Origin of the sequence: Polynucleobacter sp. AP-RePozz3-80-G7 (assembly GCF_018882145.1) — a bacterium.
In the GTDB taxonomy this organism is placed as follows: Bacteria; Pseudomonadota; Gammaproteobacteria; order Burkholderiales; family Burkholderiaceae; genus Polynucleobacter.
Genome location: NZ_JACVPC010000005.1, coordinates 152204 through 165102, shown reverse-complemented (window position 1 = coordinate 165102; position 12899 = coordinate 152204). Strand labels below are relative to the sequence as shown.

Genomic DNA, 12899 nt, shown 5'->3' with positions numbered 1-12899 from the left:
GAATACATCCACTACTACAACCATGATCGAATCAAACAAAAACTAAAGGGATTGAGCCCGGTGCAATACCGAACTCAATCCCTCGTGCTAACCTAACTAAACTGTCCAACTACTGGGGGTCAGTTCACTCGGGTGGCTTTTACTTTTTCTATCCTTCTACTTATTACTCAATCCAAGTAACAAAGTCTTCCTTAGGCTTTCTGACTTTTTTCAAGTTAAGTAACCAGTCCTCATCAGCCTTTCTATAGCCTAGCGGCAGCATGACAACACTGCGCAAACCTTTTGCTTTGAGATTGAGAATTTCATCGAGGGATGCAGCATCAAAGCCTTCCATTGGTGTCGAATCTACCTGCTCGTACGCTGCCGCAATGAGGGCGGTACCGAGTCCAATATAAGCTTGCTTTGCAGCGTGGGTGTAATTAGTTTCAGTATCTCTTGCGGTGTAACCACTAAGCAGCTTCTGGCGGTAGATGTCACCAGCCTCGCTTTTGAAATTGCGCAGCTTCTCAGTCATATCAAATGATTGATTGATTCGATCTGCCGTATAGGTATCCCAAGCGGCAAAAACGAGTAAGTGAGAAGAATCCACTACTTGGGATTGGTCCCATGAAATGGCTTTAATCTTCTCGCGAATGGCTTTATTGGTGATTACAAATACTTCATACGGCTGCAATCCACTAGAGCTGGCAGTTAAACGAATGGCCTCCAGTATTAACTCAACTTTTTCCTGGGGGACGGATTTTGTGGAGTCCATTTTCTTGGTGGCATAGCGCCACTGTAATTTGTCAATCAAGCTCATTCTGATTTCCTTGGATTTAATCTAGCAATAGTGAGACAGTGTAATTTATAACGAGTGCTAGTGCTAAACGAGCTAATATGTAGGCATTCAATCTCAAAAGACTGCAATATGAATCAAATTGAAATTATTCGCGATGTCAGTGATGTGATGGATGCCCTTGGAGTCGCCGTAGTATCCATCGGTGTTTTATGGGGCCTCTTCTGTTTTGCAAAAGGCCTGATTACGCAGACGGCCGATATCGCCTATAAAACTTTTCGTATTCAGATCGTTCGCTCTTTGATCCTTGGTCTTGAAGTCTTGGTTGCGGGGGATGTGATCCGTACTGTAGCCATCAGCCCAACCTTGACAAGTGTGGCAGTATTGGGCGCCATTGTTTTAATTCGTTGCTTTTTGAGTTGGTCACTCACATTAGAAATCGATGGTCGCTGGCCATGGCAAACACCTAGACCAGGTCAATCAGAGTAAGAGGTATTTACTTCAATAAGAGAAAGGGAGTCGAAAGACTCCCTTTGTTTTGCTGCAAATTGATTATTAGTTATGCAGCAACCGCTTCTTCTGGCTCGGTAACTGATGAGCGAATGAGGTAATCAAATGCTCCTAGAGAAGCTTTAGCACCTTCGCCCATTGCAATAATGATTTGCTTATATGGAACAGTGGTGCAGTCTCCAGCTGCAAATACTCCCGGCAAAGAAGTTTCACCTTTTGCGTCGACGATAACTTCCCCGTGCTTAGAAAGATCAATAGCGCCTTTGAGCCAATCAGTGTTTGGTAACAAGCCGATTTGTACAAAGATACCTTCCAGTTCAATATTGTGCTCAGTGCTGTTGGTGCGATCTTGGTAGCGCAAGCCATTGACCTTGCCATTGGCACCCAATACTTCTTTGGTGAGTGCGCTCATAATGACAGTAACGTTTGGCATGCTAGCCATCTTCTTTTGCAATACTGCATCAGCCCGCAACTTACTATCGAATTCAATTAAGGTCACGTGACTAACGATACCCGCTAAATCAATGGCAGCCTCAACACCGGAATTACCGCCGCCAATCACCGCTACACGCTTACCTTTAAATAAAGGGCCATCACAGTGAGGGCAGTAAGCAACCCCTTTGCCGCGGTATTCTTGTTCGCCAGGAACATTCATTTCTCTCCAGCGGGCACCAGTACTGATGATCACAGATTTGCTATTCAGAACTGCACCGTTGGCTAATTCCACTTCAAGACCATGATTCGTTTTGCGCAAAGCATTGGCGCGCTGTAAGTTCATGATGTCGACTTCATAGCTCTTCACGTGTTGCTCGAGCGCTTGCACTAATTTAGGTCCTTCCGTTTCTTTTACAGAAATGAAGTTTTCAATACCCATAGTGTCCATGACCTGTCCGCCAAAACGTTCAGCCACAATGCCGGTGCGAATACCTTTGCGTGCCGCGTAGATAGCAGCAGCAGCACCGGCAGGCCCACCGCCAATGACTAAAACATCAAAGGATTCTTTGGCAGAAAGCTTTGCAGCCTCTTCTTTGGGTGTTGAAGTATCTAGCTTGGCAACAATCTCTTCAACGCTCATACGGCCTTGACCAAATACTTCACCATTGAGAATCACAGTTGGTACAGCCATGATTTGGTATTGATCTACCAAGCCTTGATAAAGGGCGCCGTCAACCATTTCATGGGTAACGTTTGGATTGAGGGCTGCCATTAAGTTCAGGGCCTGGACAACGTCAGGACAGTTGTGGCATGACAAGGAGATGAAGGTCTGAAAGCTAAGCTTGTCATCCAATCTAGTAATGCGATCAATCACCTCTTGCTCTACTTTGGCGGGATAGCCACTGGCCTGCAAAATAGCCAAAATGAAAGAGGTCATCTCGTGACCCATTGGTAGGCCGGCAAAGGTAATGCGTGCTTCTTGATCAGTCTTGCTAACGGTAAAGCTAGGAATATGCTCACTCTTACCGTCAGTTTTTAAGCTGATCTTGTCAGACTGCTCAGCTACTTCATTTAAGAGCTCAAGCATCTGCTTAGAGCTGTCGCTGTCATCTAGGCTGGCTACTAGAACGATCGGGCTAACAATCTTTTCAAAATATACCTTTAACTGAGATTTGATATTGGTATCGAGCATGATGATTTCCTTGGGTATTTTTTTAGGTGAGCCTATTGGGCAGGATCTGGTCCTCTCCAATAGACTCTCTTAAAGAGAGTCTATTGATTACTGATTTAACTTAGATCTTGCCTACGAGATCCAAAGATGGAGTCAATGTTGCTGCGCCTTCTTTCCACTTAGCTGGGCATACTTCGCCTGGGTGTGCTGCTGTGTACTGAGCGGCTTTCAACTTACGTAAAGTTTCAGAAACGTCACGAGCGATTTCATTTGAATGAATCTCTGCTGTCTTGATGATGCCTTCTGGGTTGATGATGAATGTGCCACGCAATGCCAAACCGGCTTCAGGAATATGAACACCGAACGCGTTTGTCAAGGTGTGTGTTGGGTCGCCAACGAGCGGAAACTTTGCTTTACCAACAGCAGGAGAAGTCTCGTGCCAAACTTTGTGTGAGAAATGAGTATCGGTTGTTACGATATAAACCTCAGCACCCATTTTTTGGAATTCAGCATAGTTCTCAGCTGCATCTTCAATTTCTGTTGGGCAGTTAAAAGTAAATGCTGCTGGCATAAAAATCAGAACTGACCAGTGGCCCTTGAGGGATTCGTCAGTAACCGTTACAAACTTACCATTATGGAAAGCTTCGGTTTTGAATGGTTGAACTGCGGTATTAATAATGGACATACTGTGCTCCTAGTGTTGGTTAATCAATTTCTTTAGTAACTACTACAACTAGAGCAATTTTGAACCTCAGTTGTTTATTTGTCTAATGAATAAATTTGATATTTATGATCGAATTTATAGATAATTGATTCTAGGGTCTCCAGCCTGCTTAAAACAAGTTATTTCAAGACTCTTGAAGAAAATAACCATTTTTATGGGTATTTGAAAGGCTCGGGTGAGCCTTTGGGCTATAGTGGCCTTAATGCCATTAAAAGCATATTTTTTACTGATTTTGGAGAAATGACATGAGTTTGACGAAACATGGATTAATAGCCTTATCTATTACAGCACTTGCGCTCTTAAGTGCCTGCGTTACTGATGGCAAATACAATCAATTGGACCAGGCGTATAGCCAGCTTCAACAGGCCTACCAAGGTGATGAGGTGGAAATTCGTCAATTACAGGGCGAATTGCGCATTACTATTCGCGACAAAATTTTGTTTCCAGAGGGTGGCTATCGCTTAAATGCAAAAGCTGAGCAGGTTTTAGCAAAAATGGCGCCAACACTTTCTGGATTTAAAAATACAAAAGTGGTTGTTCGTGGCTATACAGATAATGTATCGATCGGAGCCGAGCTACGTAATCAAGGAATTGCTACAAACTTGGACCTCTCTTCAAAGCGTGCGGATAATGTAGTTGACTATCTTATTCGTAAGGGCGTTAGCCAAAGTTTGATTTCTGCGCAAGGCATGGGTGAATCTAATCCAGTTGCTTCTAATGCAACTCCAGAAGGTCGTGCACAGAATCGTCGTATTGAAATTACCTTGGTTGGACCAGGTAATTAATTCATAGCCCATATAAGGATAGAGAATGAAACATTTATTAAAGCTTAGCGCAGCAGCAATTGTTGCTATGGCGTTGACAGCATGCGGTACGCCCGATATCAAAACATCCTCAGCAGATTTTATAAAGGTGAACAACGGTATTTTGACAAGCAGTTATGGCAAGACCATTTACACCTTTGATAAAGACCAGGCTGGTTCAGGAAAATCCGAATGTGTGTCAACTTGTGCGAATAATTGGCCCCCAGTTTATGTAGAGCCAGGCATCATGCTCTCAGGAGATTTTTCTTCTATCGCCCGTAACGATGGTCAAAAGCAGCTAACTTACAAAGGTAAGCCACTGTACTTCTTTGTTAAGGACAAAAATCCTGGCGATAAGACTGGTGATAACGTCAATAATGTATGGCATGTTGTAACGCCATAGTCTTTCGTTTTTAAATAGATATATGTAATAAATGCCACCCTAGGGTGGCATTGCCTTTCATGAAAATACTTTTATCACTTCTTATTAGCTTTTTTGTGTCAGCAAGCTATGCTGAGGACTTATTGGTCCCCGTTTCAAAATTTGACAACGACTCTCAGCGGCTAACCAATAGCAAGGTGTTGGAATTTTGGGGTTATCACAATTACGACGGCAATGATAATTATCAAAATATTCTTAAGCTTCGCTATTACAACCCTTTAGCAGCCGGCGAGTGGCGTGGACGTATACGTCTGGATACTTCTTACGCCTCAAATTACAACTCTATTTCATCGGCTAATAATTCAGGGCAGTACAGTGCGGGCAACACCATGGTGACGGTATGGGGTCAAGATCAAACTTTTCTGAAGCCCTTGGGGGCTTTAGTTGGTGGTCGCGTTGTATTTCCATTTGGCAATAACGGTCAGTGGGCAGTGGGGCCTCAGTTAGGGTGGTCTTTTTTGCCTGAGGTGGACAGCCTTTTACATGTGACTGATTTCTCGCCCTTATTGCGCTATATGTATGGTTTTGACACCAAAAATAATAGCCAAGTCATTAATCCTAGCCAACCAGCGTTGGTAAGGAATCTCCAGGTGTTCCCAACTATTGGCTTCCAGCTATCCCCAAACACGATGTTGCGTTTTTGGGATGAAAACGGCGCAGTCTATAACTCTGCTGGTGGAGGCTGGTTTGTGCCAATTGATGCCATGGTGACACATCGTTTCGCAAGGAACTGGGTATTTGCAGTGGGGGCTAGCAAGCAAGTGGTTCAAAGTTATCACCAGTACGACTGGTCTACCTACGCGAAGGTCTCCTATAACTTCTAGAGCGCAAGCCTTTAAGTGTTAGGCCTACAGACTATAATTAGTTCCAAAATTTGTATTAACTATTTCCTCACCAATCTTATATTACATCGGTCCTTTTATGAATAAGAAAATTCTCCTAGCATTCTTATCAGTGTCTACATTATTTACTTCGATGGGTTTGGCTTATGCGGATGAGGAGCTTACGCCAATTCCTAAGATTTCTAATCAGTGGACTGTTGATGTAACGCCTTATGTCTGGCTCCCTAATGTTAGTTCTACACTCAACTACAAAGGTCAATACCTAAATACTGCTGATGCGAACATGAATAACATTATTAGCAATCTGAAGTCTGGGGCAATGATTTCTGGAGAGGCGCATTATGGTAGTTGGGGAATGATGGCTGATGTAGTCAGTGCTACCTTGCAAAAGAGCGGTACTACATCAGTTACTCCGGCGCCTGGTTACAACTTTAGGGTGGCGATGAAACCTACCCTTCAGCAAACCATGTTGACTGGCGCGGCTACATATAACCTTATAAACAATAAAGACGCTAATGTTGATGGTTTGTTGGGAGTACGTTGGATTAGTATGACCGCCACGTTGAACCTCGCGCTTGACGGAACAAATTATTCATTGAGCGACTCAAAGACTGTAAGTACCGTTGATCCGATTATTGGCTTTAAAGGGCGCTATCGCATCGCAGATTCCACTTGGTACATTCCTTTTTATGCTGATATCGGCAGCGGAGGTGGAACTACTAATGTTACTTGGCAGGCAATGGCAGGCGTCGGCAAGACTATTGAAAAATGGGTTGATGTCTCCTTGGTTTATCGCGGCCTCTACTATGACATGAGCAGCTCAAAGACAAACGGTGCAGGTTTACTACAAAAGACGACCTTTCAAGGCCCACAATTATCAGCAACATTTCACTTCTAATCCTCAATTCATTAGAAATAAAACATGAACCTCACTCTAAAAATAACAGCTACCTTAGCGGCAGTAGGTGTTTTTGCATCCCCAACTTTTGCCCAAGAAATTCCTGCCCGTGCGGGTATGGTTGCTGCTGAGAAATCAGGTGCTGTAACTGTTTCTGCCAAGCCGGCCGTGGACAGCGTTGACATTGCTAAGAAATTAGCAAATCCAATCGCCAATATGATTTCAGTGCCGCTGCAATACCAATTTAGCCGCGGTGTAGGCCTAAATCAGGGCGGCTCCGAGCAAACTTTATTATTTCAGCCAGTCATGCCATTCAATTTAGGCGGCGGTGACACATTCATCGTTCGCCCTATTGTTGCGGGTGTTAGAGAAACTAGTGTGCAAACTGCGCCTGGCCAATCATTTTCTGGATACGGTATTGCTAGCGTAACTCTTGAGTCTTTTTATGCACCCAATACCAACTCCTCTTGGATTTGGGGTATTGGCCCGTATGCGCAATCACCATCCGGTAATAGCGGTAAGTTTGGCTCACAACAAACTGGTGCCGGCGTGACTGCTGTTGTCCTGAATCGCGAAGGTCCATGGACTTATGGCTTGCTTGGTTACCAATCCTGGAACGTAGGCGGCAATCCAACTTTTGGCACACAAAATAATTTGTATGGGCAGCCTTTTGTTGCTTACACCGATAAACAGGCTTGGACATATACAGCCAATATGGAAGCGCAATATAACTACGATACGCATCGCACATCAAACCCTCTATATGTAGGCGTTTCCAAATTGGTGGTGATTGATGGCGTGCCTTTCTCCTTTGGTGCTGGTCCTATGTATTACGTCAGCAATACACCCGGTGGGCCATCTGGTTGGGGTGCGCGTGCTACGGCCACACTAGTTGTTCTTAAGTAATTTGCTGCAGAGTTTCCCACTTATAAAAGATAGGAAGTTAATCATGAAAAAACGGATGTTTAATAAATTACTAGCCACTTCGGTTTCAGTTACCTTGGCATTTGCTCCATTGGTGAGTGAAGCCTGTACTAGCTTCTTGCTCAAAGGTAGTGATGGTGGCTATGTTTATGGCCGCACAATGGAATTCGGTTTGCCTTTGAATTCTCAGTTAACTACCATTCCAAGAGCTTATGCCCATCAAGGAATTGGTGTTGATGGTAAGTACGGCTCAGGCTTGAATTGGAATTCTAAATATGCAGTAGCCGGCATGAATGCACTTGGCTTGCCTGAGTTGGTAGATGGCATGAATGAAAAGGGTCTCATCGGAGGCGTACTTAACTACCCAAATAGTGCTGCTTACCAGGCAGTTACCCAAGCTGACTCAGCAACAAGCATCAATTCAGTTCAGGTGCTCACTTACGTGCTGACAAATTTTGCTACTGTTGATGAGGTGAAAGCTGGTCTACCAAAGATTAAAGTCAATGGCGCGAAGTTGGCTGTTTATGGGAATCAGACACCACCAGTGCACTATACATTGCACGATGCCAATGGTAAAAGTATCGTAGTTGAGTACTCCAAAAATGGACTATCTATCATTGACAACCCAACGACTGTATTGACAAATGACCCTCCGTTTCAAGATCACCTCAATAGCATTGGAAACTATGCCAATCTCTCTAAAGTAGAGAAGCCACCACTAGTCATTAATGGAGCCACTTACGCAGCACCGAGTTCTGGTAATGGATTGCATGGCCTTCCTGGAGATTTCTTGAGTCCAAGCCGTTTTATTCGCGCACTATTTTTATCAAACTCAGTGCCAACAAACTTTACCAACGCCCAAATGGACGGTGCTGCTTGGCACATTCTAGGAAGCTTTGATATTCCTCCTGGATCAGTGACCTTGCCAGCTAGTAATCCTTATGGTGGCGGCACTGGCGGTTATGAGGTAACTGAATGGAGCATTGTGGCCAACAATAAAACCATGGTTTACAACGTCAAGATGTTTGAAAACAATAATACGTATGCATTTGATTTGAAAAAAATGGATGTGAATGCTAAGGAAATGAAGTACGTTAAATTAGCTCAGCCAAAAATTGTAGTCCCGGTTAATTAATGGATTTAAATTCGGCTATCTGATATTAATAAGAGGCTCGCTTGTCGAGCTTCTTTTTTAATTAGATTGATGATTGCAATTGAAGTATGGTTAGTATTCTATAAATGAAGGTTTGATAGAGGCCCCCAGTGAACCTAAAGTCTAAAATTATTTATGCCGGTGTATTAGGTCTTTTCTCAAGCCTAGCTTCAGCGGTTCAGTTGCTTGATCCGCCATCAACACCTAAGGTCACTAATATCACTGTGTTTGTGGCTAAAAAAATTGTCACGATGGATCCGGCGATTCCGAATGCAACCGCTGTTGCTGTTGCGGATGGGCGTATTTTGTCCGTAGGCTCTTTGGAAGATATGAAGCCTTGGACAAGCAAGTACCCTTCGCAAATTAATCGGGATTTTGCTAATAAAGTGATGTACCCGGGATTCATTGAGCCACATGCACATCCTTTGTTGGGCGGTATTTTGTTCAACAAACCATTGCTGACACCATCGCCAATGCCAAATCCATGGGGGGCAGCATTTCCTGGGGTTGCTAATTTACAGTCAGCAATGACACAGCTCAAAAAATACTCTGATGACATCAAGGATCCGAACAAGACTCTGTTGGCATGGGGCTTTGATGTGGTTGCTATGGGAAAGATGCCTGACCGCCAACTTTTAGATCAGGCTTCTAGTACCAGGCCAATTGTTGTTTGGGACGCTTCTGGTCACGATATGTACGTCAATAGCGCTTTCATCAAGTTCTATGGCATCACACCTGACAAAGTCAAGAATGTGAAAGGCATAGGTATTGATAAAGATGGTCAATTGAACGGTCAGTTTTTGGAAATTCCTGCAGTAACTTATATTTTGGGTATTGCTGGAAAAGATATTCTCAATCCGAGTGAGATTCCGACTGACTATTTGTATATGAGCGATCTCATGCAGCAAGGCGGAATCACCACTTCTGGCGACTTAGCTTTTGGAACATTGAATATTGATATGGAGCTCAAGATTGCTAAGGCTTTTAGTCAATCCTCGGCAGGTGCTTTACGAATTGTTCCGGTCGTTTACGCGGAGCCTTTTATTCAGAAGTATGGTGATAAGGCGATTGCAGAAGCACAGGCCCTACAACAGCAAGATAACGACCGTTTGATATTCCAAGGCGTGAAGTTTTATAGTGATGGCGGTTATTTGCCAGAGACCATGCGCATGCAACATCCAGGTTATACCGATGGCAGCCTAGGATCATCAAACTACAAGTCAGCTCAAGACTTTGCTGCTGCAATGAGGCCTTGGTGGGATGCTGGCTATCACATTCACATTCACAGTAATGGCGATATTGGTAATCAAAATTCGATTAATGCTTTGCAGTTAATGATCGATGCCAAGCCGAGATTTGATCATCGTTACACAATTAACCACTTTGGCATTCCATCGACTGCAATGGTAATGAAGATTAAGGCTCTTGGCGCAGTAGTCAGTGCCAATATTTCTTATATTTCCGAGCGCGCTAAATTGGAGTATCCAGCCTTAGGTATGGATCGTGTGTCTTATGCGACTCGACTAGGTACCTTAGTTCGTAATGGTATTGTTACTTCCATTCATTCGGACGCGCCTGTATCTGCCCCTGTGCCATTAAAAGAGGCATGGACTGCAGTAACTCGTAAGGATGTGTATAGCGATGGCAAGGTGTGGGCTCCAGCGGAGGCGGTAACCGTCTCTGATGCGATGAAGATGATTACCATTAATGCTGCTTACACATTGGGTGTAGAAGATAAGGTCGGAAGTATTGAGGCCGGTAAGTTCGCGGACTTTGCAATTTTGGATGCCGATCCGCAAGCTATTCCCGCAATTAAAATTAAGGATGTTGGAGTGTATGCGACAGTCTTAGGCGGTAAAGTCATCCCCGTATCAGAAACCAAGAAGCCCAGACCCTTAGATTAATACCCTCAATTGAGACTGACTATTTAAACCTTATCAATCACCTAAATATGACCAATACACATCATTCTTTTTTGAAATGCTTTGCCTTAACTTTGCTAGCGGCATGCTTTCTAGCTGGCTGCCAATCGACCGGTCAAAATGGCAAGCCACTCACTACTGCAGAGATTATCCAAAAGCGTGACGCTACATTAAAGATGTCAAAGACGGGTCTTGATGCATTGATCAAGCAAAAACCGGATGTTCAAAAAGAAATTGATCAGGCGGCTGGATATGCAGTCTTTACGACTACCAATGTCAATATTGTCTTGCTGGTTGTAGCCCGTGGCGAGGGTGTCCTGTTTGATAAGCGTCGCAAAGAACCTATTTTTATGCAAGCGCTCAAAACAGGTGAAGGTTTGGGGGCTGGCTATCAAGATCAGTACCAAGTGGCGATCTTTAAGACCCCGGGTGCTATCGATCAGTTTTTGTTGACTTCGATTGATGGTCGTCGTGGTGGCATCGATGTAGATGCAAATTTTTCTGCTGGTTCTGGTGGTACGATTCGCTCCTTTAATCCCGAAATTACCTTCTATACAGTGGGACTCTCAGGATACGATTTACAAGCTAACTATGGCGGCACGCTCTATTTAGTAGATCAACAGATTAATAGTGCGGCTACTCTAGACAGTCTTCCAAAGAAGAAGCCCGACTCAAAGTAAGAAATAGAGTGTATTGATCTCTAAATGCTGATGGAGCCCCAGCTAGTAATAGCCGGGGCTTTTCTTTTGCCTGTATCTGGTAGATCTACTGGTTTTTCTCTATAGAAACCCGCCTGAACCAGAGTAGATTGGTATCTGGGATTACCCATCTGAAAGGTTGATATGAGCAAGAAATCACTTGATATGAATGCAATGCCAGGACAACAAAGAGCTATTGATGCGACCAAGGCAGCTGGGCGCGTGGCGATTGAAAGTGCTCAGGCAATCGCACAGATTAATCAGCAGGCGACACAGGAATTAGCCGGCATGATTCAGAAGAGGGTAGCTGAGCTAATGAAAACTCAGAACCCTCGCTCTGCATTTGAATTTGTTCATGCCGAAGTGCTGCAGGATGCTGCTAAAGAGATCTCTCAGTATCACAACCAATTACTTCAGGTGCTTAAAAGCGGTAATCAAGAGCTCGCTGATATTGCTGAAACCATGATTCAAGAATCTAAGGCAGATTTAATTCACTTTGTAAATGATGCAACGGATAATGCGCCGCTTGGTAGCGAGGCTTATGTCTCTGTATTCAAAACCTCATTTAACAACGCATTGCAAAATTTTGAACTGATTCGCGCTGCAATGGCGGACTCATTTACAAATTTTGAGAAGAGCGTCGAGAATGTTGGCAATCTCGCCAGCCCAAAAAGCACCTCAAAAAAGAAGGGCTAGAGATTTAATATTGCTTCTGAAATTGCAGGGCGGTCTTAATGGTCTGAAAGTGAATATCCACCGTAGATGTCATTTCCTTTCCGTAGCCGCCCGCCATTGAAAACGCGATGGGTCGTTGTCTATCCAAGGCATACTGAAATACCGCCTCATCCCGTAAGCGCATTCCTGCTGTACTGACATTCAGCCTTCCTAGGCGATCACTTTCATGGGGGTCTGCACCAGCTAAGAAAATGAGGCAGTCTGGCTTGAAGCGTGAATCCATTTGATCTAGGGACTGGCCCAGAGCATCTAAGTAGGCGGCATCATCACAACCATCGGTCAGACCCCAATCAAGATCGCTCTCTTCTTTTTTAAAAGGAAAGTTATTTTCCCCATGAATAGAGAGGGTGAAAATAGAATCATCATTTTGCAGTATCGATGCAGTGCCATTTCCTTGGTGCACATCTAAATCAATCACTGCAATCTTCAGGGATGAGCTAATCTCTTTTTGTAAAGTGCGGGCTGCAATAGCGGAATCATTAAAAACACAAAACCCACTACCAGAATCTCGATATGCATGATGGGTGCCGCCCGCAAGATTGGCGGCAATACCTTCTCGTAAAGCAGTTTTGGCTGCAGCAACCGTGGCGCCTGCTGAGCGACGTGAACGTTCCACCATCTGCTCACTCCATGGAAATCCAATCTCTCTTTGCTCTTGCGGAGAAAGTCTTCCTTCAATGACTTTAATGAGATAGCTTGGATCGTGAGCGAATAGGATTTGGGTATCTGTTGCGGGCGGTGCTTCTACAAGCTCAATATTTTTTTCTCCACTCACCAAATCACGTAATCGAGAATACTTTTCCATCGGAAAGCGATGCCCCTCTGGAAGTGGCAATACAAAATGGTCGGTATAAAATGCCTTCACGC

15 protein-coding genes are annotated in these 12899 nt (G+C 44.1%); 11 read left to right on the top strand and 4 right to left on the bottom strand.

Features of this window, described 5'->3' with window-relative positions; genetic code table 11:
• On the top strand, positions 1-96 hold a 96-nt coding region (locus ICE90_RS10395; RefSeq protein WP_216123889.1), incomplete at its 5' end, for an IS3 family transposase.
• A gap of 67 nt (positions 97-163) precedes the next feature.
• Here ICE90_RS10395 and ICE90_RS10390 read toward each other — a convergent pair.
• Entirely contained in the window at positions 164-799 is a 636-nt protein-coding gene (locus ICE90_RS10390; RefSeq protein ID WP_216192371.1) for an NAD(P)H-dependent oxidoreductase, read from the bottom strand.
• Positions 800-907: 108 nt separating this feature from the next.
• Between ICE90_RS10390 and ICE90_RS10385 the strand changes: the two genes are divergently transcribed.
• Positions 908-1264, top strand: a complete 357-nt coding sequence (locus ICE90_RS10385; RefSeq protein ID WP_215320723.1) for a DUF1622 domain-containing protein — start codon at positions 908-910, stop codon at positions 1262-1264.
• A 70-nt stretch (positions 1265-1334) separates the two neighbouring features.
• On the opposite strand, the gene ahpF is transcribed toward ICE90_RS10385, so the two are convergent.
• Together ahpF and ahpC are read right to left on the bottom strand one after the other, a co-directional pair.
• A complete protein-coding gene (ahpF, locus tag ICE90_RS10380) occupies positions 1335-2912 on the bottom strand; it encodes an alkyl hydroperoxide reductase subunit F (protein ID WP_216192369.1) in 1578 nt (525 codons plus the stop codon).
• Between the two features lie 100 nt (positions 2913-3012).
• A complete protein-coding gene (gene ahpC / locus ICE90_RS10375; protein WP_072584055.1) occupies positions 3013-3576 on the bottom strand; it encodes an alkyl hydroperoxide reductase subunit C in 564 nt (187 codons plus the stop codon).
• A gap of 284 nt (positions 3577-3860) precedes the next feature.
• Between ahpC and ICE90_RS10370 the strand changes: the two genes are divergently transcribed.
• From ICE90_RS10370 to ICE90_RS10330, 9 genes are all read left to right on the top strand, one after another.
• Positions 3861-4400 (top strand): OmpA family protein, encoded by a 540-nt coding sequence (locus ICE90_RS10370; protein ID WP_072584056.1) that lies wholly within the window; start codon positions 3861-3863, stop codon positions 4398-4400.
• A 25-nt stretch (positions 4401-4425) separates the two neighbouring features.
• Complete coding sequence (locus ICE90_RS10365; RefSeq protein ID WP_072584057.1) at positions 4426-4821, top strand: hypothetical protein; 396 nt, start codon at positions 4426-4428, stop codon at positions 4819-4821.
• A gap of 59 nt (positions 4822-4880) precedes the next feature.
• Positions 4881-5684 carry a hypothetical protein gene (locus tag ICE90_RS10360; RefSeq protein WP_216192367.1) on the top strand — a complete coding sequence of 268 codons (804 nt, stop codon included), beginning with the start codon at positions 4881-4883 and terminating at the stop codon, positions 5682-5684.
• Between the two features lie 97 nt (positions 5685-5781).
• Positions 5782-6600 (top strand): hypothetical protein, encoded by an 819-nt coding sequence (locus tag ICE90_RS10355; protein WP_215320717.1) that lies wholly within the window; start codon positions 5782-5784, stop codon positions 6598-6600.
• A gap of 24 nt (positions 6601-6624) precedes the next feature.
• On the top strand, positions 6625-7506 hold the full coding sequence (locus ICE90_RS10350) for a hypothetical protein (protein WP_072584059.1): 882 nt from the start codon (positions 6625-6627) through the stop codon (positions 7504-7506).
• A 43-nt stretch (positions 7507-7549) separates the two neighbouring features.
• Complete coding sequence (locus tag ICE90_RS10345) at positions 7550-8659, top strand: linear amide C-N hydrolase (RefSeq protein WP_216192365.1); 1110 nt, start codon at positions 7550-7552, stop codon at positions 8657-8659.
• A gap of 128 nt (positions 8660-8787) precedes the next feature.
• A complete protein-coding gene (locus tag ICE90_RS10340) occupies positions 8788-10581 on the top strand; it encodes an amidohydrolase (protein WP_216192363.1) in 1794 nt (597 codons plus the stop codon).
• 47 nt (positions 10582-10628) lie between these two features.
• Positions 10629-11279 carry a hypothetical protein gene (locus tag ICE90_RS10335; protein WP_215320711.1) on the top strand — a complete coding sequence of 217 codons (651 nt, stop codon included), beginning with the start codon at positions 10629-10631 and terminating at the stop codon, positions 11277-11279.
• 162 nt (positions 11280-11441) lie between these two features.
• On the top strand, positions 11442-11993 hold the full coding sequence (locus tag ICE90_RS10330; protein WP_216863873.1) for a phasin family protein: 552 nt from the start codon (positions 11442-11444) through the stop codon (positions 11991-11993).
• Between the two features lie 4 nt (positions 11994-11997).
• Here ICE90_RS10330 and ICE90_RS10325 read toward each other — a convergent pair whose 3' ends face one another.
• Positions 11998-12897 (bottom strand): histone deacetylase, encoded by a 900-nt coding sequence (locus tag ICE90_RS10325; protein ID WP_216192361.1) that lies wholly within the window; start codon positions 12895-12897, stop codon positions 11998-12000.
• Positions 12898-12899: the final 2 nt, after the last annotated feature.

What these genes read in the sequence shown, in the direction of transcription:
- ICE90_RS10355 (WP_215320717.1), top strand. Translation starts at nt 5,782, where the DNA reads ATGAATAAGAAAATTCTCCTAGCATTCTTATCAGTGTCTACATTATTT.
- ICE90_RS10360 (WP_216192367.1), top strand. Translation starts at nt 4,881, where the DNA reads ATGAAAATACTTTTATCACTTCTTATTAGCTTTTTTGTGTCAGCAAGC.
- ICE90_RS10345 (WP_216192365.1), top strand. Translation starts at nt 7,550, where the DNA reads ATGAAAAAACGGATGTTTAATAAATTACTAGCCACTTCGGTTTCAGTT.
- ahpF (WP_216192369.1), bottom strand. Translation starts at nt 2,912, where the DNA reads ATGCTCGATACCAATATCAAATCTCAGTTAAAGGTATATTTTGAAAAG.
- ICE90_RS10335 (WP_215320711.1), top strand. Translation starts at nt 10,629, where the DNA reads ATGACCAATACACATCATTCTTTTTTGAAATGCTTTGCCTTAACTTTG.
- ICE90_RS10370 (WP_072584056.1), top strand. Translation starts at nt 3,861, where the DNA reads ATGAGTTTGACGAAACATGGATTAATAGCCTTATCTATTACAGCACTT.
- ahpC (WP_072584055.1), bottom strand. Translation starts at nt 3,576, where the DNA reads ATGTCCATTATTAATACCGCAGTTCAACCATTCAAAACCGAAGCTTTC.
- ICE90_RS10350 (WP_072584059.1), top strand. Translation starts at nt 6,625, where the DNA reads ATGAACCTCACTCTAAAAATAACAGCTACCTTAGCGGCAGTAGGTGTT.
- ICE90_RS10365 (WP_072584057.1), top strand. Translation starts at nt 4,426, where the DNA reads ATGAAACATTTATTAAAGCTTAGCGCAGCAGCAATTGTTGCTATGGCG.
- ICE90_RS10385 (WP_215320723.1), top strand. Translation starts at nt 908, where the DNA reads ATGAATCAAATTGAAATTATTCGCGATGTCAGTGATGTGATGGATGCC.
- ICE90_RS10330 (WP_216863873.1), top strand. Translation starts at nt 11,442, where the DNA reads ATGAGCAAGAAATCACTTGATATGAATGCAATGCCAGGACAACAAAGA.
- ICE90_RS10390 (WP_216192371.1), bottom strand. Translation starts at nt 799, where the DNA reads ATGAGCTTGATTGACAAATTACAGTGGCGCTATGCCACCAAGAAAATG.